The sequence below is a fragment of the Intrasporangium zincisolvens genome, from assembly GCF_034724055.1.
Lineage (GTDB): Bacteria > Actinomycetota > Actinomycetes > Actinomycetales > Dermatophilaceae > Monashia > Monashia zincisolvens.
On record NZ_JAWIIL010000013.1, the window covers coordinates 69,691 to 92,648 of the forward strand.

Genomic DNA, 22,958 nt, shown 5'->3' on the forward strand with positions numbered 1-22,958 from the left:
GACATCCGGTCATGCCGCGCTGAGGGCGGCTCCGCTCGTCCGACTTTGCCGCTCCTCGGAAGACGTTCGAGCATGCTGGGCTTAGGGACGCCGTCGAGACTCATCGGCCAGCAATGCCGCCTACACGACGCCCCGCTGCACTATCGTCAGTCCCCGTCAGGTCCGGTCCGACGGAGAACGCCTTCGTCCTAGCACGGAGGCCTCATGGACGACGCCCTGCTGGCGAGCCTGGAAGAGGCTGTACGCAACGCGCCAGACCAGACCGCTCTGCGACTGCACGTGGCCGGGCTCCTTCTCGATCGCGGCCAGGTCGACCGTGCCATGCCTCACATCGCGCACGTCCTCGCCGCAGACCCCACCTCGGCGCCAGGGCGAGCCCTCATGGCTCGAGCCCTCACGTCGACTGACGATGTCCCCTTTCCAGTTGAGAAAGCGGCGCCGCGACAAGCCCCAGAGGACCAGCGGAGCGGGCCAGCCGCTCCGGACCGCGCGCGGGAAGTCGCGGACTTCGACTGGAGTCAGGCGGAGCGGCAGGTCGAAGGGCTCGTGCCGCCCATGTTCGCAGAGGCTGGTGAGACGCCGGCCACTGCTGGGCTGAACGCGGACGGCTCCCGGCTTCGCCTGGACGACGTGGCCGGCATGTCCGATGTGAAGGCCCGCCTCGAGGCGAGCTTCCTTGCGCCGCTGCGCAACCCAGAACTGCGCGCCCTCTACCGCAAGTCGCTGCGCGGGGGTTTGCTTCTCTACGGGCCGCCCGGCTGTGGCAAGACGTTCATCGCCCGGGCGGTGGCAGGTGAGCTCGGTGCGGCATTCATCACCGTCTCCCTGGCTGACATCCTCGATATGTGGGTCGGCAACAGCGAGAAGAACGTGCGCGACCTGTTCGAGCGGGCGCGTGCGGCCGCGCCATGTGTTGTCTTTCTGGACGAGCTGGACGCCATTGGGCAGAAGCGCGCCTTGTCGCGCAACACCGGTGCGCGCACGACCGTGAACCAGCTGCTGATGGAGCTGGACGGCGTGGCGAGTTCCAACGAAGGCGTGTTCGTCCTGGGCGCGAGCAACCATCCCTGGGATGTCGACCCTGCGCTGCTGCGGCCGGGACGTTTCGACCGCAAGCTGCTCGTTCTTCCGCCCGACGAGGCGGCACGCGCCGCCATCATCCGGTTCCATCTGCGCGACCGTCCCGTCGACTCGATTGACCCCGCGGACATCGCGCGACGAACGGCGGGCTTCTCAGGCGCCGACCTGGCACACGTGTGCGAGTCCGCGGCCGAGGAGGCCCTGCTGTCCTCGGTGTCGGCCGGGGCGCCGAGGCTTATTGGCATGGCTGATCTGCGGGCTGCGGCCGCGTCGGTTCGCCCGTCGACGACCGCGTGGCTGGACATGGCACGCAACGTGGTGACGTACGCCAACCCGGACGGTGAGTACGACGACCTGGCCCGGTACATCCGACGCGGGCGGTCGTGACGTGCCCGAGGCGGAGCTCACCCGTATCCGGGCTCTTCTGGACCTCAAGCGCCCCGCGGAGGCCGAGGAACGTGCGCGCGTCCTTCTGACCAAGAACCCGGACAGCGACGCGGTCCTGCGCGTCCTGGCTGTCGCGCTGAACAAGCAAGGACGATGCAGCGAGGCCCGGCAGACCGCGGCGCGCGCTGTCAGGGCGCAGCCGGACGAGCCGATGAACCACATCCTGATGTCGGGACTGCACGCCTCAGCCGGCGACATGGCGTCGGCGCTGCAGGCAGCGGACGAAGCGGTTCGCCTGGCCCCGCAGCACTGGCAGTCCTACTTTGCCCGCGCCGATGTCCTGCGCCACGGCACCACATCGGAGTGCCAGCGGGCACTCTCGGACGCTGTGCAGGCAGTCAAGCTCGCCCCGCAGTCGGCGGACATGCACAACCTTGTGGGGTTGTGCCTGGGACGGCTGGGCCGGCCCGAGCAGCAGCGAAAGGCATACCTGCAAGCATTGCGACTGGACCCGAACCACGCGCCTGCCCAGAACAACCTCGCCGCGCTCGACATGGAGCAAGGCCGCCTCGGAGCGGCACGAAGAGAGTTGCTGTCCGCGTTGGCCGGCAGTCCGAACTCGGATGTGCTTCTGCGCAACCACGCCCTTCTCGTCGCGCGTGTCCTCACGGGGGCCTGGGTGGCCGTCGCCATGGTCGCTGGAATCGAGGCCATCCTGCTATTGGCGGGCGCAGGCGTTGCCCTCCGGAGTGCCATCGCGGTGGCGCTGGTCACCACCGTGTTGACGGTTGCCAGTCGGGTCCTCGGCGGACCCTCACGGGCGATGCGGACGCTTCCCGCGATGCTTGGGCGATCCGTTCGGCGTCGTCTGGTGTTGGCCCTTGGCTGGGTGGCAGTACTCGCCGCGGTCCTCGTCCTGGCCGTACGGGTCGGGGGTGGCTCCGCTGACGGTCGGATCGTTGCCTGGGTGTCCGTTGGCCTCGTGAGTACTTTGACTGTCCTCGTCATGACCGTTCAACCACGTGAACCCTGAGTGGGTGTTGAACGTGGACGAGGGAGGATCCGTATTTGTTCGCCACCTCACTGACCATGGCGTCCCGGAAGGTTTCTCGCTGCGGCTGCTCGACGTCTGAGGCTGGGTGCCGCTGCTACTCGACGTCCGCTCATGCCGCGATGTGCGCGTGAACGAACTCGCCATGGTCGCCACCGCTAATCGCCAGCGCCGGTACCGACGCTGACATCATGCCCCTGTGAGAGCTGCTCGCCTGGCGGTGACAATCGCCTTACTCCCGCTCCTCGGCGCTTGCGCCATAACAACCTCGGGAGAGAACGCGTCCTGCGTTGCGCCGTACATCGACGACCAACGCCCGAACGGCACCCACGGGGCGCCGGCAGCAAAGGTCAGCCCAGGAGACTCACTCACGTTCTTCGGGCACTGGTACACCAACACCTGCAACGACACGAACCACGCGACCGCACAGGTAAGCCCTCTGCCGCCAGTCCATCTCACCCTCACACTGCCCGACGGCGCCACGCACAATCTGGGGACAGTGACGCCCGCCGGAGCCGACCTCGGCTTCAAGGTAACGGTCCAGGTACCGCCGTCAGCAAAGGCCGGAACAGCCAGCGTCTCCGACAATCGGACGCCGCCCGCGACCTACCACTTCACCGTGACGCCCGCATAGCCGCCAGCGCACTCTCCTGCCCGGTTCCGGGATCTTCAAACGCACTCATCTGCCGCGACGTGAAGGTACAAGTCCCGGCTCCCTCTACCGTGCGCTCGAGCATGATGAGCAAGTGGACTTCTCCCCTGCTCCGGCCGTGGCCAAGGCGTATGTCACCTGGGTCGGTGACGGCGAGCGCTGGAGCGCTCACCTCGAACTCAGCGAAGACGACCCAACCGGTGAGTCCAGCGAGCACGACACCGCAGCCGACGCGGTGGCCTGGGCACGCGAGCGCACAGACTGGGTTCTGGTCATCACCGAGCCATTGCTATGGGCTGGCGCACCAGAGAAGAGACCATCCGACGTCCCTCAGATCTGGCGACAGGAAACCTGATCAACGAGGGTGGGCCGCCGCGACGAGACCTTGCTGGCGGGCGCACTCTCATGCCGCCGATCGGTCGTGCCGATGAGCGACCATCAGCGTTCTGGCGCTACGACCTCGATCAACACGGCCTCGCCGACCTTGCGTAACCCCTCGAACATGCCCAACGGCAGGCCATCGGAGACCTCTGGCCAGAGGTCCGGCACCAAAGGATGAAGCCGAACAATGGCTACCTCTCCGGGACTCAGGACGTTCTGCCCCTCGATCAGGAGCGGGCCGTCATGCATGTCCGCATGCACCTCGGGCGGAAAGCCCCAGCACGATCTGTAGCCGGAGTAGATCGGTCCCTGGCGCCCGCCCTGCTCGGTGGTCACAAGCCGCAGCCTCGCACGGATGTAGCCGCGCTCCCGCTCCTGCTCTTGCCAGTGCGCCAGGTCGCGATCGTCCACTCCGCGACTCTGTCACGGAACGCACGCATCTGCCGCACGGCGAGTAGACGCGCTTCCCGCCGTCGTGGGTGACGCCTGTCAGCGCGTGTCGTCTCCGCCGTACAGCCGACTCCTCCATTTGGTTCCGAACCGGATGTTCTGCCAAAGCATGAGCCGCCCCACCAACACGATCGCGACGGCAACCATGACAGGGTCCCACCTGGACCCCTCGCCCATGCCGAAGATGGCAGACAAGGCGCACAGTGCAAGAAGGCATTGAAGAAACACCCAACTCGCCTTGTCGCGCGGTCTGACGGCACGATCACGGAGGTCCAGCATCACAATCCATGCGCCGACACGGCGCAGGCGCGATGCAAAGGTCGACATGCGCCCAGACTCTCACGTCGCTGCAGATGGCCGTCCTGTCATGCCGCGCAGCGAACGTTCGTACGACTATGCGAGGCCGGTCAAGGCTCGGCTCCTCTTGCGCGCAACAGTCGGCCAGTTGCCGTGCTTCACTGCGGACGTGGACACCCCGGAACTCACCGCCCTGGTCCCCGGCCTCATGGCCCGGCATCCGAACTGCGCGTGGACGATCGTGCCAGCTCGGGTGCCCGGAGACGTTCTTGAAATCCAACTGCACGACAAGGCTTGGCCCGACCGCGTGGCCGAGATAAAGGTCGGTTCCGGTGGAGAGACGTACCTCCTCCACTTCGCCGGGCAGCTGCTCGGCCCCGAGTTCGGCTACGACGATGTCGAGAAGGTCGAGGCCCTGGAAGAGGTTATCGAGACGGCGGTCGCACTGACCACCGGACCTACCCGCATCACACGAGATGTGGCTGATGGCGTCGTTCTCACCACCAGGCTCGAGATCGATCCCGACGGACCCAATCGAGAGTCCCTCGGCGTGAACTTGGATGCACCTGTCGCTTTCATCAAGGCACGGTTGCGGGGAAGGGAGATCACTCGTGAAGTAACCGACCTGCCCGGGGCAGGTGAAATCTGAGGCAAACCCTGCGTCCGCTCTTGCCGTTTGCAGTTCGCCCGGAATGACCGTCTGACCCGCTACGGTCGGCGGATGGACGTGTTCCTCGTGTGGCACGTGCGGCACGCTCGAAACCTCGACGGCTCGCCGACTGAACACCGTGATGAGGCCGGCGAGCTGGCGTACGACGAAGAGTTCGACGACCTCAAGATCATCGGTGTCTACGAGGACGAAGCAGCCGCGGAAGCCGCGATTGCCAGGACCAGACAACTGCCAGGCTTCAAAGACGAGCCGGACTGCTTCATGGTCGACGGGTACGCGCTAGGGGAAGACCACTGGACCGAAGGCTTCGTGAGCGGGCCACGCGACCCTTACTGACCCTTCCAGTGCCGTCAAAACGTCCGCCATTGCCGCTCCTCGCGCGGTTCTAGGGACGGAAGGCGTGGGCAAACGTGCGACTCTGCGCCCATGACATTGTCCGATTCCCAGGAGCCGTGGCTTCGAGTGGACGGCGACCCCGCTCGAGCCTTCGAAGATGAAGCAGCGACGGAGATCGCTCCCGGCCACGAACTGCATGGGCTCACGCTGACCGCCATCGCGAGATGCGAACGCTGTGACTCGGTGGTCTATCGAGCCTCGGACGGCACATTCGCGATCGTTCATCTCAGCTGGACCCGGAAGTCCGAGACGCCCCCGTGGCCGCGCACGACCAGACTCGGAGGTTTCATCGCGGTAGAGACGGCGATGGATCAGCACGAGCACTGACCGCTCAGCCCGCGACGACCTGGACATCCGGATTCACCGCTCGTCGGACGAGCGGTGAGCGCGCGTCCCAGACGACGTACTTCAGGCACGATGGGGGCGTGACCCATCAGCTGGAGCACCTCGCCAAGGCGTACTTCCATCAGGACTACGACCTGGACTCGGGATCAGTGAGCTTGGTCATCGACTCGTTCCGGGAAGGCGAGGGCGAAGCCTCGGCGGCCGAGTTGGTCTCGGAGATCGATCGCCTACTCGCCTCACACCAGTCCGACCGCGACCTGCGCGACCTATGGTCGTCGACTGGGGCCGCCTACGATCCTCACGACGACGGCCACAACATGCGCGAATGGTTGACCCGAGTCCGAGATCGGCTTTCGCAGGGGCCACTTTGACCAAGCGAAGCGGACGTCCGGACATGCCGCGTTGAGGGCGGCTACGCTCGCCCGGTCATGCCGCGACCGGCGCGGTTGGGGATGTTGTCCCGGACTTGAACTCGCGCGACGCTCGTAGATGAGCACCCACGAAAACGTCCTGGTTCCGACGCCGCTGCCACCTGAGCCCGACACACTCCGACGGGCGGTAGCGGCATACCTGGCCCGGTTCAAAGGGCAATCACGTCTGCACACCGAATGCGACCTGCGCGTCTACCTGACCTGGTGCCGCAGCCATAACCTTGAGCCGCTCGCCGCGCAACGGCCCCACCTCGAGCTGTACATCCGCTGGATGCAGGAAGCCCGCCGCTACAAGCCCTCCACCGTCAGCCGACGCATCGCCGTCGTGGCCGGGTTCTACCGGACGTGCGTCATCGACGCCGTCCTGACCCGCTCGCCCGCCGAACACGTCCGCCGCCCAAACGTGCCCACCGAGTCACCCACCCTCGGCCTGACCCATCTGCAGTTCGAAGCCATGCTCGCCACCGCCCGCACGTCGGCCAACGCGAACGACTTCGCCCTCGTGACGATGCTGGGCCTGCTCGGACTGCGCATCTTCGAAGCCTGCGGCGCCGACATCGAAGACCTCGGCGAAGAACACGGCCACCGCGTCCTACGCGTCCACGGCAAAGGCGACAAAGTCGTCCTCACCCCGCTGCCGCCAGCCGTGGCTCGCGCGATCGACCGCGCCATCGACGGCCGGAACTCCGGCCCCATCCTGCGCACCAGCCGCGGCACCCGAATGGACCGACACTGCGCCACCCGACGCCTGCGCCGCCTCGCCCAAGCAGGCGGCGTTCACACGGAACGCATGCACCCCCACATGCTGCGACACACGTTCGTAACGACCATGCTCGACGCCGGCGTCGACCTACGCGACGTACAGATCGCCGCCCGACATGCCGACCCGCGCACCACCATGCGCTACGACCGCGCCCGCAACAACCTGGACCGCCACCCCAACTACATCCTCGCCGCCTACATGGCCTCCGGCACCTGAGCGACCGGTCCTGCCGATGAGCGCGCACAGAACCGGACGCGGTCGTTGCGGAATGACGACGCCGATGGTGCGCGCGGTGGTGAGGGCGTTCTGCAGGTTTACGATCTTGGCCTCGGCCGCTTCGAGTGCCTGTACGGTCGAACCCGATCTTCCCCCTCCAACGCTCCGGGACGCTCAACGCTAAACAGGACGGTGAACGGCGAGCCGGGAGGCTCACCCGGAGGGTGTGAAATGCGCGCGCTCCACGGACGCCCGACCCCGAGGCGGTTACCGTGAGGACGCGCCACGGTGCTGTTGGAGCCCGTGGCAGGTCTGCGGGAGCCGATGATGCGGACGTTCGAGGAGATCGTGAGCCAGGCCGTCACGGAGACGGGCTGGTCACAACCACTGGCGACCGCGGCCCAGACCGGCCTTGTCATGGCGAGCGCGTCGTGGCCTGGCACGTTCGAGCCCTCGCTCGTGCCCCGGTCGACGAAGGACCAGGCCATCATCACCGGCCTGACGACGACCCTGAACTACGGCCTCTCGACGACGACGCAGGACGCCATCGCCGCGGTGGCAGCCCTCGTCGCGCCGCTGCTGCCCGGTCGCGACCTGGGCCGGAAGCAGGCCCTGGCCATTCTGGCCCTCGACCTGCTCGCTGTCCCTGTGGGGTACGGCCTCTTCCGGTTCGTGTCGCGGCGTCCGAACGAGGCCATCCTCCGGGGCGGCATCCGGCAGGTGGGCTGGCGGCTCATGGCCACCGGGATCAGCGGAGCCGTGCTGGGCACCGCCCGGGCAGGTCTCATCGCCGTCGACGACGCCGTCGATGCGAACGGCCGCCTCGCGCGGGTCCCGGTGGCGATCCCCGTCGGATTGGCTGTGGGTGGAGCGATCCTTCGCCGCCAGCGTCGCGACGTCCGGGACCTGCCGTACACCGGGCAGGACGAGGAGGGGCTGGAGCGGCTCCGCTCGGCCGCCCTGGGTGTGGTACTCGCCGGGGGTCTCACGGGTGCGGCATACGGGGAGATGTGGCTTGCCGAGCAGGCGGGTGAGGCTCTGTCAGAACGGCTTCCGGGCCCGCCGGCTTTGTACCGCCTCTCCGGTCACGCCCTCTGCCTCACTGGCGTCGTGGCCGGCGTCAACGTGCTATGGCAGCGCGCTATGACAAAGGTGGAGGCGGGCGCCTCCGGGATCGACCCCTTCTTCGATGACCCTGAAGGGGGCCGGCGCTGGGTGGAGCCGACCGTGAGCGGTTCGTCCGAGAGCCTCGTGCCGTGGTCGAGCCTGGGCCGGGAGGGGCGACGCCACACGCTGCTGTCCGTGCGGACCCGGCCGCCGGCCGACCGCCCGGCCGACGTCGGCGACTTCACCATCCCCGCCGTCATGGGCGAGCCGGCGGTGGCGGAGCCGGTGCAGGTGTACGTGGGCCTGGACACCGCACCGACGGCGGCGGAACGGGTCGAGCTCGCGCTCGCCGAGCTGGACCGAACCGGGGCGTGGGACCGGTCCGTGCTCATGCTCATCTCGCCGACCGGCAGCGGCTACGTCAACTACTGCGCCAGCGCCGCCGCCACCTACCTCACCCGCGGCGACATCGCCATGGTGACCATGCAGTACTCGAAGCGGCCCTCGCCCCTGTCGCTCATGAAGGTCAAGCAGGCCCGCGAGCAGAACCGGTTGTTGTGGCTGCGGCTGAGCGCCCGCCTTCGTGAGCTCAACGGCGGCGGTCCGCGGGTCGTCCTCTTCGGCGAGAGCCTCGGCGCCCACACGAGCCAGGACGTGCTCCTGCACTGGGGCACCCTCGGCCCGCAGGCCCTCGGCCTCGAGCGGGCCCTGTGGATCGGGACGCCGTACGGGTCCGGTTGGATGCACCAGGTCACCGGCGAGCCGCGGCCCGACGTGGACCCCTCACTCGTGACGGTCGTCAACGACTTCAAGCAGTTCACTGCCATGCCGGCCGAGCAGCGGTCGAAGCTGCGCTACGTCTTGTTGACGCACGACAACGACGGGGTCGCCCGCTTCGGGCTGGACCTATTGACCAGCCGGCCCGCCTGGCTCGCACCCGGCCGGCCGCTGCCGCAGGCGGTCCCGGGAGCCAGCCCCCGCGGGATCCCGCCACGGCTGCGCTGGAGACCGGTCACGACGTTCTTCCAGACGCTCGTAGACATGAAGAACGCACAGATCCCCGGCGCGTATAAGCCGTGGGCCCACGATTACCGGCCAGAGCTGACCCGGTTCGTCTCCGCGGTCTTCGACCTGCCGGCGACCGACGAGCAGCTCGACCGGATCGAGCAGGCGCTGGAGCAGCGCGAGTCACTTCGCGAACAGATCTTCAAGGGCTGATCGGCCTCACTCACGCTGCACCGGTCGGATCGCATCGAGTGAGGAGCCAGATACCCGCGCATGCCCAGTTCGGGGGGACCCTGGGCTCAGGGCAGGGCGACCAAGGCCGGCGGGCAGACGATGTCGACGCCCAAGGCGCGCAGGCCGGCAAGCTTGGGGTCGTCCTGAAGCGGGCTGTCGGGTTTGCGTTTACCGGCCATCCCTGCCGGAACAACCGCTAGACGATCTCGTGGCTACCGAGCCGCACGCTCAGCCGGCGTAATGCAGGTCGTCATCGGTGGCCTCGCCGCAGAAAGCGCACACATACCGAACGAACTCGCCGGCCCTCGGGACCTCTTCCACGTCAACGACCCTCCCACAGGCCCTTCCGCTCATCCTGCTCATTGCGTGTAGCGGCCCAACGCTGCTGCCCCGTGGGAGCGGCTTTACCCGCGAAGATGCGACGATCTCTCGCGTGCATTTCACCGAATACGACACCCGGCTGGCTGCCTACGCGGCGCTGGTCGACGACGAGCAGCGCATCCTGCTGACCTGGTGGAACGGTGAGGGGCGAGGAACTCCCTGTTGGACCATGCCAGGCGGCGGCGTCGAGTACGAGGAGTCGATGGTCGAGGCGGTCGAGCGCGAGGTCCTCGAAGAGACGGGATACCTGGTCCGGGTTGGCTCCCCGATATCGGCGCACTCCTTCACAGCTGCCGGCTCGGGACCAGGCGGGCGCCCGTACAAGTCCGTTCGCATCGTGTTCTCGGCGACGATCGTCGGAGGCAGTCTCGGCACCATCGAGGTCGGCGGCTCCACGGACTTCGCCGAGTGGGTCCCGCTCGACCGGATTGAGGGGCTCGAGGACAAAGCTGACATTGTCGATGTCGCCTACGCTGCGGTGGCTGCTGACTAGAAGCACTCATTTGCCGCTCTCCGTCCGAGCTGGCCCGCGTCCTTCGGCCCTCAGCCGGCGTTCGTCAGCAGGCGCCTCATCACGACGGCCGGCTCGAGGTCATAGCCCGTCGCACGCTCGCCTGCCCAGTTCAGCCCAACACGCAGACAGTCTCGCTCTAGGCCTGGCAGCCAACGGTCGCGCCACTCGTGGAGGGGGATGGCCACAATCTCGAAGGCGGCGTAAGCGGCGACGCGATCAACGATGCGGGCAGCCCGGCTCTCCTTTGACCAGAACGGCATCACTCGCACACCGTCAGCCTCAGGAGCCGGGTGTCCCCCTGAGTCTCGCAGCGTCCACACCTGCCCGGACTCAGCTACCTCAGCGAAGAAGGCCGCGGCCTGCGCGGCGGAGGTGGTCATGAGGTGAGTGTGCCGCCGGGGCCTCGGAGACGCACGCACATGCCGCCGACCGAGCATGGCGCGATCAGCCGGCCGCGTTCCCCCATGCCGGCGCGAGGGCGAGTGCCTGAAGTGAAGCGAACTCCCACGGGTCGACGGGCTCTGCCGGTCCAGCATTGGCATACCTGTTCAGCGTGACGACGAGGCCATCGGGCCGGAAAGCGACGAGGATGCGGACGCGCTCGTACGGTTCGTCGTTCTCGTCGGCTCGCACTTCCTCGTACCACGCGATGATGCTGCCGTCAGGTGCGCGGACGCACTGTGCGACGGCGGCAAACCCGTCGTCGTCACACGACTTCGGCAGGCCTTCGCCGTACCAGAGCGCGAACATCGAGGTCGACTCGGCGGTCTGGATCAGGACATCCAGGATGTCTGACTCGTCGCCGCCGGGAAGTGTCGTCTCTGCGTACCTGGAGTGCTCATCACCGGTGTACCTCGTGAGCCTTTCCAGCAACCGGGCGACCGCACCCGCTGACCCTGGCGAGATCTCGCTGCTCACGGCGCTGATCTTGTCAGCCACGGCTGTCTGCGGCCAGTAGGCGCACGCTCTCACACATCCGCTCATGCCGCGGTCAGGCGGCCACGCTCGCCCCCTGATGCCGCTCGCCGCACTGACGTCCGACCCGCCCCGATGGGCACGTCGCGCGGATGGCCTCGATCGAGCGCCGCGCGACCCAACTCTTGCGTTTCCGCTTGGAACGGGCGGCCGAAGGCTCGGTCGACACTATAAGGAGGGTCCGCCATCTATGAAGGGTCCGCTATCGCCCGGCGAGTAGCGGCCGCCGGTGTTGCCGCCGTTACGGGCTCGCGCCGCACGGGCGCGGCGCTCGTCGACTTCAGAGGCGGGCCTCCGGTGGCGTTGGCGCCGGTCGTAGGCCATTGCCAGGGCGAGGAGCACGACCAGGCATAGAGCGGCGAACACGAGTCCAGGCATGAGACCCTCCCTCGGCCGGCGGGCCCGACGTGATGCCCACCTTCCAACAAGGCATCGTCCCACCGGTGCCGCCGGACCGTCCACTCATGCCGCCCGTCGAACGACGCCAATCAGCCGCCGGGCGCGAGTTCAGCCGTGGTGCGGGAGCGTGGTCTCGCCCCATACCGCACCTTGAGCGAGTGGACGCCGGACGCCTGCCGCCGCTGATCGCCGACCTCGATGAGGCCTTCGACTTGCTGCAACCCGCCGGCGAGACGCACTGGCAAGAGTGGCTTCAGGACAGCAGGGACCGGATTGCGCGCGGCGACCCCTACGGGCTGAACCACACGGTGGGCCGGTGCCGGTTGTGCTGCTGGGACTACTGGTGCTGTGTTGCCGTCTGCCCGGACGTGAGTCCAAGCTGAGCCATCAGCGATCCGGTGTCGAAGTACGTCTTCTGACTCTGGACCTTGCCATCCTTGAACTCCATGACATCGCACAGTTGCAAGGTCAGGGACCGCCCGGTTGCTGGGATCTCACCCATGCTGGTCGCCAGAGTTCCCGTGTGGGTGCCCCGGCCGGTGAACTCCACGACTACGTAGTTGCCTGACTCGATCACCCGGTCGACGGTTACCTTGCCGTCCGGGAACCCATCTGCCCACATCGTGTTGTACGCGCGAGAACCTTCGGCGCCCTAGAAGGTGTCACCGGACCCGACGATCGTGATCGTCGCGCCGGGCGCGGTCGCCTCGGCGATCTCGTCAAAATTTCGCTCGTTCCATGCCTCGTGAATCCTGCGCGCGAGGGTTGCGTTGTCTGCCATCTGAGCCTCCGCTCTGGCACCTGCCCACCCCGTCGAAGGTAGTCCTGGGCCCGCCGGGCGGCAACGGGCCGAGACTGGTGCAACTCGGCTTGAAGTACGGGTATGTGCTCATAGAGACGAGGTGGTGTGCGATGTTCGGTTCCCGGTTCATGCCCTGTCAGGAGTGCGGCGCTTCCGTGGATCGAACCGCTACTGGGGGGCACGAGTGCGCGCCCGAGCGCCGGGCCGAATACCAGATGTTCGGGCTGCGCGAGGAGGTCGCGCAGTTGGAGGCCGCGGTCCACCGCTACCTGACGACAGCAACTGGGCGCTTCGAGTCCTGGCTCGCTGCCAGGGAGGTTCGCGGCCGAACCTGAGCCAACCCGCAGGCCTCCGGTCCCGACGTCAGACCATGCCGCGCCGAGGACGGCTGGCCTCGGACGGCTTTGTGCGTGAGGGTTCTTACACACTGCACTCCGGCGCCGTTGGCCGACTCGTCGTTTACGGATGGTGCTCGCAAGCGTCAAGGGAGCGATCGAAAGACCTCTCGCACGCCCTCGTTCGTCTCGGCGTGCGGTTCCTGGGCAGCAAGACGGAGAGAGGCGGCCGCCAGGTCAAGAGGGTCCACGCCGCCGTATCCGAGGCTGAGTAGCTCACCGACCGTCATGATCAGGCTGAATCGCCGCAGATTGGCCCCGACGGGTCAGCCTCTGCGGACACAACATTCGGTCATGCCACCGAGAGCCCCTGCCCAAGAGCGCTGTTCACGGCTCAGAGCACGTGAATGACCCCGTGCGGCTCGCAGGCTCTAGCCTCGTGGTTGGCTGGTCATGTGCCTTCGGGAGGGGGAGGATGGTGGGTCGTTTGTCGCTCGAGCAGCGACTCCTGATCGTTGGCTCGATCGTGGTGTCCATCACCTACGTGTTGCCGATGACGTTTCTCCTTGGTGCCGCCGCCGTCACGTCCATCTGGGATCCCGTCATGTCGGTGAGAACGAAACAGCGCGGATGGTTCATCGCGTGGGTCACGGGCTTGGCGTTGGCCGTACTGGGCGCGGCGATAACGTTCCTCGTCCTGCCCCGACTTCCTTCCATCTGACTCCAGAGCGCTGCGCCCATCCGGGCGCTCTGCCCGTCCGGCAGAGGCCCTCATGAGAGACTGCCGGCTCTTCGGCTGTTGAAAGGTGTTCATGCCCGACGTGTCGGTTGTCAGCCCGAGGATCGTGTGTCTGTGTGGTTCCCTGCGCTTCGGCAGGGAGTTCGCGGCTGAGCGCACGCGCCTGACGCTCGATCTGGCGATCGTCCTGGCTCCGGAGGCCACCGAGGTGGCCGTGCCCGACCCTGCCCTCGCCCGCGCGTTGGGAGAGCTGCACCTCCGCCGGATCGACCTCGCAGACGAGGTGCGGATCGTGAACCCCGGTGGCTACATCGGAGAGGCCACCCGGCGCGAGATCGCGTACGCCGACTCGTTGGGCAAGCGCGTGTCGTACGTCCATGAACCGGCCACCAAGCACAGCTAGTCGGCGTCTCCGCTTGCCCGATCATGCCGCGCACATACGACGTGCAACGCCGGCGGCAAATAGACGCGGGCGTCGTGACTCCATCTCGGCTGCGGTCAAGCAAGAGATGCAACAGGGCGTGTAGCTAGCCCAACCAGCCGCGACGAAGGGGCAGCGAACCGTCGTCGCGGCGCCCCCGAGCGGTCCCCACCCAGTCGCGCACCTTGCTCGCTGTGGCATCGACCGGATCCTCCGAGGAGTCGATGGTCGTGACCTTCCACCGCGGGTCCGTCCGCGTCCACGAGCGCCAGCGTTCCCAACGCATGTCGGGTGCTGACGGTTCGGTGATGACCTCCGGCTGGTGCGCCGGATCGCTCGCGTGGCGGCGGTGCCAGCGCGCCCAGCCGTTGAACGTCTCCTTGGCCTCTGCTTGACCACCTGCCGGGATCGCGTGCTTCGAGCCGCTCCGAGCGGACCGATCGTCGACATCGAGAAGGCACACGGCCAGGTCGAGCTGACTGGCCCCCGGAACGGCCACCAGCTCGCCGATGGGTGACTGGCCGGTGCGCCACCGGTCGTGCGACACATTTCCTGACTGGTGCCACGGAGTCAGGGGGCCTCCGAGCTCGCGTCGCTGGACAGAGCGCATGGACGCTTCGACGGCAACGAGCACGTGGACGACCGCCGCGCCTGCCGGCTCGGAGCGCCTTGGGTCCCGCGCGCTGTGCCCGGCTCACCGTGCTGAGGACGCTGCGCGCGTCCGCCGGCTCGGCGTATCAGCCGATCGGATGTGCTGCTCTGATCCTGGGGGAATACTGGTCGTGAGGAACGCACCATGGCTGGACGAGAAGTTCTGGTGGGAGTCGTCGCACTGCTGGTCGGCGTCGCGACGCTGACGGCCTGCGAACGGTCTCCCGCGCCCTTGCGCCCCCCGGACTCGTCCGTGGCCTCCGCCGACACGACGCCGGAGTCCTCGTCCGAGGTGATCACGGACACCGCGCCGACGCCTGCGACGTCTACCGATCAGGCCACGGGGAAGACGAGCTCGGCGGGCGGCGGTGGCAGCGACCGTACCGATGGGGCGGACGGCACCAGCGACGGCACCAGCGATGGCAGCAGCGGCGGGGGCGCTGTCGGTTCGCCGATCGACGTGCCGACGATCCCGGATCCGCACACCTCGATGGACGGGCTGCGCTCGGCCATCGAGGGCGCCTTCGTCGCCGCCTGCGGCGGTGACGTCCTCTGCGTGCACCTCGAATACTCCGACGGCGCCTGCCTCCTCGGGTACTCGCCGAGCACGACGGCGGCCCGAGGGTCGACCGTGAAGGTGCTGACCGAGTCCCAGGACGAGTGTGACGCCGCGAACAACGGGACGCCCGAGCCGACCGACGGGCCGACAGACACTCCCTCCGGTGGCGCGTCGACGGGCGACTCGTCGGGTGCCTCTTCGGGTGGGGCGACGGATGGGTCGACGAGTACGTCGGCGAGCGGGCTGGGCTCCGGGCCGTGACCGAGCCCCACCCCGCCGAACCGCCCACGCCGCCCAAGCCGCCCACGTCACCGACGTCGCCCACGGCGAGGGAGGCCGGGCCACGGTCCGTTGACGCGGCCGGGGAGGCCGTGGAGGCCGTGGAAGGCCCGTCGAGCATGCTGCGCGAGCTGCCCGGGGTCACGAAGGTCATCGGCGCGGTCGTGGCACCCGTCACCTTCGTCACCGCCCTGCTGGTCTACTTCGGCTGGTCGCGCACCACGGCCATGTTCGGATGGTTCGGGATCGACCCGACGTCCCTCGGGTTCAGCAACACCGACTACCTCCTGGTGAGCCAGGACGGTCTCTTCGTGCCCGGCGTCGTGATGGCGATGCTGGCACTGGCCGTGCTCTGGTTGGCACCGGCCGTCCGGCGCAGCGGCCGGTTCGGTCCGGAGACTCGTCGTCGGCTCGCTCCGGCCGTGGCCGTCGTCGGGCTCCTGCTCGCGGCCGCCGGGCTGCTCGCCGTTCTCGGCGTGCGGCTGCTCCCGGACCGGGTCGGGGTCGCACCCGCGTGCCTCGTCGTCGGCGTGACGCTGCTCAGCTACGCCGCCCACGCCGTCCGTCCACGACGCCCCTCGTACTCGCGCACCTCCGGTATCGCGGAGGTCACCGGCCTCACCGTCGTCGTCGCCCTGGCGGCGTTCTGGGCCGCAGGTGACTACTCGTCTGCTGTCGGTCGCGAACGCGCTGCTCAGCTCGCGGCCGGTCTCGACCGCAGTGCTCGGGTCGTGGTGTACAGCGAGAAGTCGCTCGGCATCCCGGCCGAGCACGGCGTGCAGGTCGTGCGCTGCGCCGGTGGCGGGCAGTCGGCCTACGCGTTCCGCTACTCGGGGCTGGTGCTGCTGCTCAACACCGACGGCCAGTACGTCTTCCTGCCCGTCGGATGGACGCGCACCGACGGGAGTGCCGTCGCGGTACCGCGCGGCGAGGGGATCCGGCTGGACTACCGCAGTCCGGGATCGAGCGACGCCCTCCCGACCACGTGCTGACGTCCCTCGGCGCAGGGGAGCGGGTCAGGCCTCGCGAGTGGCAGCGGCGATGGCGAGCAGCTCGGCGGCCGCCTCGCTCGGGCGCTGGCTCGGGTTCCACACGGCACGGATCGAGCGTGGCATCGTCAGGTCGACGACGGGCACGGCGACGAGCCGACCCGAGCGCAGGTCACCACGCACGGCGAGCGCCGACAGCACGGCCGGGGTGCCGGTCGTGACGACGGCGTCGCGGACCGCGCCGGTGGAGGACAGCTCGAGCGCCGGCGCGGCGTGACCGGGCACGGCACGCTCCCACGTGCGCCGCGTGCCCGAGCCCGCCTCTCGCACGACGAGCGGCGTCGCGGCGAGCTCGACGGCGGTGATGCCGCGTCGTCGCCGAGCCCACGGGTGGTCGCGCGGCACGACGACGACGAGGGCGTCGGAGGCGACGGTGCGCCGGGCCAGGCCTCGCGGCACGGTCGGTCCCTCGACGAACCCGAGGTCGACCTCGCCGGCCGTCACCGCCGCGACGACGTGCTCGGAGTTTCCCGGGAGCACCTGGACGCGCACGCCGGTGGTCGAGGCGCGCAGCGCGCTTGCCCAACCGGGCAGGAGGCACTCGGACACCGTGTTGCTCGCGGCGACGCGCAGGACGCTCTCGCCGGCGTTGCGCAGGCCGGTGACGCCGTGCTCGAGGGCGCGGGCAGCGTCGACGACGTCGCCGGCCCACGTCACGACGAGCTGCCCCGGGGCCGTGAGCTCCACGCCGCGCGAGGTGCGGGTGAAGACGGCGACGCCGAGCACCCGCTCGGCAGCGCGGACGCGCGTGCTCATCGCCTGCTGGCTGACGCCGAGCTCGTCGGCCGCGGCGGAGATGCTGCCGCAGCGCGCGACGGCGAGCAGGGCGAGCAGCTGGCCGGTCTCGGGCACGTGGGTCAGGTCGGAAGGCACGCCACCAGACTACGCGGCCACAACGTCAACGTTGTGGCCCCACGCGTCGAGGACGCTTCCGCCCGACGCCTCGCGCCGGCGAGGGTGGACCCGTGACGACACCCCTGCTCACGCCCAGCCCCCCGACACCCAGCGCCACCTCGACCGTCCGACGCGTCCGACGCGTCGGACGTCCGGCGCTGCCACCGGCGGGCCCCGCGTGGTTCCCGTCGGTCATGGGTACCGCCATCCTCGCGACACTCCTGCAGACCTACGGTGGGACCGGTCCGCTCCGGACGCCGGCCACGGTCCTGCTCGCTCTCGCGTGGCTGCTCCTGCTGGGCCTCGCCGGCGGATTCGCGGTCCGGCGCCCCGCAAACCTGCGCGCCTCGGTGGCGACCCCGTCCGACCGCGCCCAGTGGGGGACCGTCGCGATGGGGGTCCTCGCCGTCGGGTCGGCGACGCTCGCCGTGCTACCGGGGCAGCTCTTCGTCGGCGTGGCGCTCGCGTTCTGGGTGATCGGCACCGTGCTCGGCCTCGTCACTGCGGTCGCTTTCACGGCCGAACTCGTCCGGGGCGCCGCGGGGGAGCCCGCGTTCGTGTGGGGTCTGCCGGTCGTGCCACCGATGGTTTCGGCGACGGTCGGTGCCGCTCTCGTGCCGCACCTGGCGGACCACCCGGGTGCCGCCGTCGCGCTGCTCACCGCGTCGGCGGCCTGCTTCCCCGTGGCGCTCGTGCTCGGGCTCGTCGTGTTCGCGGTCGGCTACCACCACCACTGGCGCGTCGCCCCGGTGCCGCTCGCGGCCTCGGCATCGGCCTGGATCCCGCTCGGCATCGTCGGGCAGTCGGTCGCCGCGGCGCAGGCGCTCGCGGCCTCATCCGCACCCTGGCTCACGCCCGGAGCGGCGTCGGACGTGCGCACTCTGGCCGTGGTCTACGGGGTCGTCGTGCTCGCCGGTGGCGTGCCGCTGGCCGCGTGGGCGTCCGTCGTGACGGTCCGCGGGTTCGCCCGCCGGATGCCGTTCGCTCCTGGCTGGTGGGCCCTGACCTTCCCGGTCGGCACCGTGGCGCTCGGGCTGCACCACCTCGGCGGCACGAGCGGGCACGCGTCGCTCGTCGTCGCGGGTGGCGTCGTGCTCGCCGTGCTCTGCGGCACGTGGACGCTGTGCGCCGCCGCGTCGGTCCGTGCCGTGGCCGCCCCTGTTGTCCGGGTTCTCACGGAGTGGCGCGATGTCGGGACCGGTGTCGGGGCGCGTTAGACTCCGTGGCCGAAGACATCCTTTAACCACCGTCCTGTGAGGCGGGGAAGGAGGTCCAGCGGCTGTGACCTGCCCTGACCTGAGCGCGCCTGCAACCAGTCCGAGCACCCCTCCTGACGCCAGAGACGTCATGAGCGAGGGCGACATCTCCCGGGCGCTGCGGCGCATCGGTCACGAGATCCTCGAACGCAACCGCGGCGCCGACCGCCTGGTCCTGCTGGGGATCCCCTCTCGCGGAGTGCCGCTCGCGCGCCGCCTCGCCGCCTGCATCGAGCAGGTCGAGGGCACGCCGGTGCCCGTCGGCGAGCTCGACATCACGCTGCACCGCGACGACCTGCGCCGCAACCCGGTGCGCACCGCGCACCGCTCGCGCATCCCCGACGGCGGCATCGACGACCGCGTCGTCGTCCTCGTCGACGACGTTCTCTACTCGGGTCGCACCATCCGCGCAGCCCTGGACGCCCTCTCCGAGCTCGGTCGCCCGAGCGCCGTGCGCCTCGCCGTCCTCGTCGACCGCGGACACCGCGAGCTGCCGATCCGCGCCGACCACGTCGGCAAGAACCTGCCGACCTCCCGCGAGGAGCGAGTGCACGTGCGCGTCGCCGAGGTCGACGGCGTGGACACCGTCAAGATCAGCGGGGGAGAGGCCCGATGACCCGCCACCTCATCTCCTCGGCCGACCTGAGCCGCCGCGACATCGAGGACATCCTCGAGACCGCCGCCTCGATGCACGACCTGCAGCGCCGCGAGGTCAAGAAGGTCCCGACCCTGCGCGGCCGCACCGTCATCAACTTCTTCTTCGAGGACTCGACCCGCACCCGCAGCTCGTTCGAGATCGCCGGTAAGTGGATGTCGGCCGACACGATCAACCTGTCGGCCAAGGGCTCCTCGACCTCCAAGGGCGAGAGCCTGCGCGACACCGCGATGACCGTCGACGCCATGGCCGTCGACGCGCTCGTCATCCGGCACAACGCGTCCGGCGCCTGCCACCAGGTGGCCCAGTGGGTGCGGTGCAGCGTCATCAACGCGGGCGACGGCACCCACGAGCACCCGACGCAGGCGCTCCTCGACGCGTACACGCTGCGCCACCGGATGGGCGAGCTCGACGGCAAGCACGTCGCGATCGTCGGCGACCTCACCCACTCGCGCGTCTTCCGCAGCAACGTCATCACGCTCAAGACGCTCGGGGCGAAGGTCACCGTCGTGGCACCCCCGACGCTCATGCCGAGCGGCATCGGTGCCTGGAGCGCCGCCGACGGCTTCGCCACGAGCTGGGACCTCGACGAGGTCCTCGACGGTCGCGGCGAGCACGGCCCGGTCGACGCCGTCATGATGCTCCGCGTCCAGCGCGAGCGGATGAGCGGCGGGTACTTCCCGACGCCGCGCGAGTACACCGTCGGCTACGGCCTGACCCGCGACCGCCTCGAGACCCTCGTGGCGCGCAACCCCGACGTCCTCGTGCTGCACCCGGGCCCGATGAACCGCGGCCTCGAGATCGCGCCCGAGGCCGCCGACGCGCGGCAGTCGGTCGTCCTCGACCAGGTGTCGGCCGGCGTCGCAGTGCGGATGGCCGTCCTATACCACCTGCTTGCCGGCGACGACACACCCGCGCCCGCCGCCTCCGTCACCGTCACCGAAGGAGCCGCCCGATGACCCGCCTCGTGATCCGCGGCGCCCGCCTCCTCGGGGCCGAGGCCGCCGACCTGCTCGTCGTCGACGGCGTCGTCCGCGAGGTCGGCACCGTCGACACCCCGGCCGGCACCGAGGTGCTCGACGCCGACGGCCTCGTCGCCCTGCCCGGCCTCGTCGACCTCCACGTGCACCTGCGCGAGCCGGGCCGCGAGGACGCCGAGACCATCGCCACCGGCTCGGCCGCGGCTGCCGCCGGCGGCTACACCGCGGTCTTCGCCATGGCGAACACCAGCCCGGTCACCGACACCGCGGAGGCCGCCGAGCGCGTCCACGACCTCGGCCGCGCCTGCGGGCTCACCGAGGTCGTGCCGGTCGGCGCGGTGACCAAGGGCCTGGCCGGTGCCGAGCTCGCCGAGCTCGGCCTCATGGCCCGCTCCCGAGCCAAGGTCCGCGTCTTCAGCGACGACGGCCACTGCGTCAGCGACGCCCGCGTCATGCGTCGGGCGCTGGAGTACGTCAAGCCGTTCGGCGGCGTCGTGAGCCAGCACGCCCAGGACCCGCGCCTCGCCGGCCCCGACGCGTGCTGCCACGAGGGCGAGGTGTCCGGGCGGCTCGGCCTGCCCGGCTGGCCCGGCATCGCCGAGGAGTCGATCGTCGCGCGCGACGTCATGCTGGCCCGGCACACCGGCTCGCGGGTCCACGTGGCCCACGTGTCGACCGCCGGCACCGTCGAGGTCATCCGGTGGGCCAAGGCGCAGGGCATCGACGTCACCGCCGAGGTCACCCCGCACCACCTGTTCCTGACCACCGACCTGCTCGCCGGCTACGACCCCGTCTACAAGGTCAACCCGCCGCTGCGCCCCACCGAGGACGTCGAGGCGCTGCGAGCGGCCCTCGCCGACGGCACCATCGACGCCGTCGCCACCGACCACGCGCCGCACGCCCGCCACGACAAGGAGCACGCCTTCGTCGACGCGGCGTTCGGGATGCTCGGCCTCGAGACGGCGCTCCCGGTCGTCAGCGAGGTCATGGTGCGCTCGGGCCTGCTCGACTGGGCCGGCGTCGCCCGCGTCATGTCGGCGAACCCGGCCCGCATCGGCGGCCTGGCCCACCAGGGGCAGACCATCGCCGCCGGTGCCCCCGCCCACCTGACCCTCGTCGACCCCGACCGCGAGGTCACCGTCGACGCCGCCGCGAGCCGCAGCCGCTCGCGCAACAACCCGTGGCACGGACGCACGTTCCGCGGGGCCGTCGTCACGACGGTCCACGCCGGACGCGTCACCCACGACGTCCGCAACGGCGCGGGCACCGACCGAGACACGCAACGACACCTGACGACCGCGACTGGAGCCCACCTGTGACCACCTCGACCCCGCTCACCGTGCCGGCTCGGCAGGGACGCACCCGGCGCCTGCGCGAGCCCGCCGTGCTCGTGCTCGAGGACGGCCGCACCTTCCGCGGCGCCTCCTACGGCGCCGTCGGCGAGACGGTCGGCGAGGCGGTCTTCTCCACCGGCATGACCGGCTACCAGGAGACCCTCACCGACCCGAGCTACCACCGCCAGGTCATCGTCATGACCGCACCGCACGTCGGCAACACCGGCGTCAACACCGAGGACGACGAGAGCACCCGCATCTGGGTCGCCGGCTACGTCGTGCGTGACCCCGCGATCCGCGCGTCGAACTGGCGCTCCACCCGCGACCTCGAGGACGAGCTCGCCGACCAGGGCGTCGTCGGCATCTGCGAGATCGACACCCGCGCCCTGACCCGCCACCTGCGCGAGCGCGGCGCGATGCGCGTCGGCATCTTCAGCGGCACGGCGGCCGACGCGTCCGACACCGACCTGCTCGACGCGGTGCGCCGTAGCCCCGAGATGACGGGCGCGGCGCTCGCGGCCGAGGTGACCACCGCCGAGCCGTACATCGTTCCCGCGCAGGGGGAGAGGCGCTTCACCGTCGCCGCGGTCGACCTCGGCATCAAGGCCATGACGCCGCAGCTCATGGCGCAGCGCGGCATCGAGGTGCACGTGCTGCCCGCCACGGCGACCATCGACGACGTGCGCGCGGTGGGGGAGAGCGGTCCCGACGGCGTCTTCTTCTCCAACGGCCCCGGCGACCCCTCGACGGCCGACCGTGAGGTCGAGCTGCTCAAGCAGGTGCTCGGCGCGGGGATCCCGTTCTTCGGCATCTGCTTCGGCAACCAGCTGCTCGGAAGGGCCCTCGGGTTCGGCACGTACAAGCTGAAGTACGGCCACCGCGGCATCAACCAGCCGGTCATGGACCGCACGACCGGCAAGGTCGAGGTCACCGCGCACAACCACGGCTTCGCCGTCGACGCGCCGCTCGACCGTGACAGCGACACCCCGTTCGGCGCCGCCCGCGTCTCACACGTGTGCCTCAACGACGACGTCGTCGAGGGCCTCGAGCTGCTCGACGCGCCGGCCTACTCCGTCCAGTACCACCCGGAGGCCGCCGCCGGCCCCCACGACGCCGCCTACCTCTTCGACCGTTTCGTGGAGCTGATGGAGCAGCGTCCGGCGCGCGTCACGCCTGGACTGACGAGCGATGCGAGCGAAGCGAGCGAGTCGAGGAGGGAAGGCGTGACGACACGAAGCGCCGGACTCGCGACCGAAGGGAGCAATTGAAC

General features: G+C 69.6%; 26 protein-coding genes and 1 pseudogene. 19 read left to right on the forward strand and 8 right to left on the reverse strand.

Annotated features, from left to right (window positions below):
• Positions 1-204: 204 nt before the first annotated feature.
• The 3 genes from RY076_RS22000 to RY076_RS22010 all read left to right on the forward strand — a co-directional run bounded on the left by RY076_RS22000 (position 205) and on the right by RY076_RS22010 (position 3,525).
• Entirely contained in the window at positions 205-1,467 is a 1,263-nt protein-coding gene (locus RY076_RS22000; protein ID WP_323101794.1) for an ATP-binding protein, read from the forward strand.
• Position 1,468: 1 nt separating this feature from the next.
• Positions 1,469-2,500, forward strand: coding sequence for a tetratricopeptide repeat protein (locus tag RY076_RS22005; RefSeq protein ID WP_323101797.1), 1,032 nt, complete (start codon positions 1,469-1,471; stop codon positions 2,498-2,500).
• A 764-nt stretch (positions 2,501-3,264) separates the two neighbouring features.
• Complete coding sequence (locus tag RY076_RS22010; RefSeq protein ID WP_323101799.1) at positions 3,265-3,525, forward strand: hypothetical protein; 261 nt, start codon at positions 3,265-3,267, stop codon at positions 3,523-3,525.
• Positions 3,526-3,608: 83 nt separating this feature from the next.
• Here the strand turns inward: RY076_RS22010 and RY076_RS22015 are convergent, their stop codons facing one another.
• Positions 3,609-3,962, reverse strand: a complete 354-nt coding sequence (locus RY076_RS22015) for a hypothetical protein (RefSeq protein ID WP_323101802.1) — start codon at positions 3,960-3,962, stop codon at positions 3,609-3,611.
• Between the two features lie 78 nt (positions 3,963-4,040).
• Positions 4,041-4,328, reverse strand: coding sequence for a hypothetical protein (locus RY076_RS22020; protein WP_323101805.1), 288 nt, complete (start codon positions 4,326-4,328; stop codon positions 4,041-4,043).
• A gap of 139 nt (positions 4,329-4,467) precedes the next feature.
• Between RY076_RS22020 and RY076_RS22025 the strand changes: the two genes are divergently transcribed.
• From RY076_RS22025 to RY076_RS22050, 6 genes are all read left to right on the forward strand, one after another.
• Positions 4,468-4,947 carry a hypothetical protein gene (locus RY076_RS22025; RefSeq protein ID WP_323101807.1) on the forward strand — a complete coding sequence of 160 codons (480 nt, stop codon included), beginning with the start codon at positions 4,468-4,470 and terminating at the stop codon, positions 4,945-4,947.
• 72 nt (positions 4,948-5,019) lie between these two features.
• Positions 5,020-5,304, forward strand: coding sequence for a DUF7336 domain-containing protein (locus RY076_RS22030; RefSeq protein ID WP_323101809.1), 285 nt, complete (start codon positions 5,020-5,022; stop codon positions 5,302-5,304).
• A 485-nt stretch (positions 5,305-5,789) separates the two neighbouring features.
• On the forward strand, positions 5,790-6,080 hold the full coding sequence (locus tag RY076_RS22035; RefSeq protein WP_323101810.1) for a contact-dependent growth inhibition system immunity protein: 291 nt from the start codon (positions 5,790-5,792) through the stop codon (positions 6,078-6,080).
• A gap of 118 nt (positions 6,081-6,198) precedes the next feature.
• A complete protein-coding gene (locus RY076_RS22040) occupies positions 6,199-7,119 on the forward strand; it encodes a tyrosine-type recombinase/integrase (protein ID WP_323101811.1) in 921 nt (306 codons plus the stop codon).
• A gap of 303 nt (positions 7,120-7,422) precedes the next feature.
• A complete protein-coding gene (locus RY076_RS22045) occupies positions 7,423-9,444 on the forward strand; it encodes an alpha/beta-hydrolase family protein (protein ID WP_323101813.1) in 2,022 nt (673 codons plus the stop codon).
• 454 nt (positions 9,445-9,898) lie between these two features.
• Positions 9,899-10,339, forward strand: a complete 441-nt coding sequence (locus RY076_RS22050) for an NUDIX hydrolase (protein ID WP_323101816.1) — start codon at positions 9,899-9,901, stop codon at positions 10,337-10,339.
• A gap of 50 nt (positions 10,340-10,389) precedes the next feature.
• On the opposite strand, the gene RY076_RS22055 is transcribed toward RY076_RS22050, so the two are convergent.
• On the reverse strand, positions 10,390-10,740 hold the full coding sequence (locus RY076_RS22055) for a DUF2750 domain-containing protein (protein ID WP_323101818.1): 351 nt from the start codon (positions 10,738-10,740) through the stop codon (positions 10,390-10,392).
• A gap of 64 nt (positions 10,741-10,804) precedes the next feature.
• Positions 10,805-11,278: a hypothetical protein gene (locus RY076_RS22060; RefSeq protein ID WP_323101821.1), complete on the reverse strand. Its 474-nt coding sequence runs from the start codon at positions 11,276-11,278 to the stop codon at positions 10,805-10,807.
• Between the two features lie 614 nt (positions 11,279-11,892).
• Between RY076_RS22060 and RY076_RS22065 the strand changes: the two genes are divergently transcribed.
• Positions 11,893-12,117, forward strand: coding sequence for a hypothetical protein (locus RY076_RS22065; protein ID WP_323101823.1), 225 nt, complete (start codon positions 11,893-11,895; stop codon positions 12,115-12,117).
• Here RY076_RS22065 and RY076_RS23705 read toward each other — a convergent pair.
• Together RY076_RS23705 and RY076_RS22070 are read right to left on the reverse strand one after the other, a co-directional pair.
• A pseudogene (locus RY076_RS23705) lies at positions 12,072-12,374 on the reverse strand (ester cyclase); the annotation flags it as partial. The gene RY076_RS22065 and the pseudogene RY076_RS23705 overlap by 46 nt on opposite strands.
• A gap of 12 nt (positions 12,375-12,386) precedes the next feature.
• Entirely contained in the window at positions 12,387-12,515 is a 129-nt protein-coding gene (locus RY076_RS22070) for a hypothetical protein (protein ID WP_323101825.1), read from the reverse strand.
• An 843-nt stretch (positions 12,516-13,358) separates the two neighbouring features.
• Between RY076_RS22070 and RY076_RS22075 the strand changes: the two genes are divergently transcribed.
• Entirely contained in the window at positions 13,359-13,592 is a 234-nt protein-coding gene (locus RY076_RS22075) for a hypothetical protein (protein ID WP_323101827.1), read from the forward strand.
• A 91-nt stretch (positions 13,593-13,683) separates the two neighbouring features.
• A complete protein-coding gene (locus RY076_RS22080; RefSeq protein ID WP_323101829.1) occupies positions 13,684-14,013 on the forward strand; it encodes a hypothetical protein in 330 nt (109 codons plus the stop codon).
• Positions 14,014-14,137: 124 nt separating this feature from the next.
• Here the strand turns inward: RY076_RS22080 and RY076_RS22085 are convergent, their stop codons facing one another.
• A complete protein-coding gene (locus RY076_RS22085) occupies positions 14,138-14,665 on the reverse strand; it encodes a hypothetical protein (protein WP_323101830.1) in 528 nt (175 codons plus the stop codon).
• 162 nt (positions 14,666-14,827) lie between these two features.
• On the opposite strand from RY076_RS22085, the gene RY076_RS22090 reads away from it, so the two are divergent.
• Together RY076_RS22090 and RY076_RS22095 are read left to right on the forward strand one after the other, a co-directional pair.
• A complete protein-coding gene (locus RY076_RS22090) occupies positions 14,828-15,502 on the forward strand; it encodes a hypothetical protein (RefSeq protein ID WP_323101832.1) in 675 nt (224 codons plus the stop codon).
• Between the two features lie 110 nt (positions 15,503-15,612).
• Positions 15,613-16,512, forward strand: coding sequence for a hypothetical protein (locus RY076_RS22095; protein ID WP_323101834.1), 900 nt, complete (start codon positions 15,613-15,615; stop codon positions 16,510-16,512).
• 24 nt (positions 16,513-16,536) lie between these two features.
• On the opposite strand, the gene RY076_RS22100 is transcribed toward RY076_RS22095, so the two are convergent.
• A complete protein-coding gene (locus tag RY076_RS22100) occupies positions 16,537-17,442 on the reverse strand; it encodes a LysR family transcriptional regulator (protein WP_323101835.1) in 906 nt (301 codons plus the stop codon).
• 92 nt (positions 17,443-17,534) lie between these two features.
• Here RY076_RS22100 and RY076_RS22105 point away from each other — a divergent pair, with 92 nt between their 5' ends.
• The 5 genes from RY076_RS22105 (at position 17,535) to carA (ending at position 22,956) form a co-directional block, all read left to right on the forward strand.
• Positions 17,535-18,680 (forward strand): SLAC1 family transporter, encoded by a 1,146-nt coding sequence (locus RY076_RS22105; RefSeq protein ID WP_323101836.1) that lies wholly within the window; start codon positions 17,535-17,537, stop codon positions 18,678-18,680.
• Between the two features lie 64 nt (positions 18,681-18,744).
• Entirely contained in the window at positions 18,745-19,335 is a 591-nt protein-coding gene (gene pyrR, locus RY076_RS22110; RefSeq protein ID WP_413785816.1) for a bifunctional pyr operon transcriptional regulator/uracil phosphoribosyltransferase PyrR, read from the forward strand.
• Positions 19,332-20,333: an aspartate carbamoyltransferase catalytic subunit gene (locus RY076_RS22115; protein ID WP_323101839.1), complete on the forward strand. Its 1,002-nt coding sequence runs from the start codon at positions 19,332-19,334 to the stop codon at positions 20,331-20,333. The genes pyrR and RY076_RS22115 overlap by 4 nt, the downstream gene beginning before the upstream one ends.
• On the forward strand, positions 20,330-21,673 hold the full coding sequence (locus RY076_RS22120; RefSeq protein WP_323101840.1) for a dihydroorotase: 1,344 nt from the start codon (positions 20,330-20,332) through the stop codon (positions 21,671-21,673). The genes RY076_RS22115 and RY076_RS22120 overlap by 4 nt, the downstream gene beginning before the upstream one ends.
• Before the next feature lie 20 nt (positions 21,674-21,693).
• Complete coding sequence (gene carA, locus RY076_RS22125) at positions 21,694-22,956, forward strand: glutamine-hydrolyzing carbamoyl-phosphate synthase small subunit (RefSeq protein ID WP_323101911.1); 1,263 nt, start codon at positions 21,694-21,696, stop codon at positions 22,954-22,956.
• The last annotated feature ends 2 nt before the right edge of the window (positions 22,957-22,958 follow it).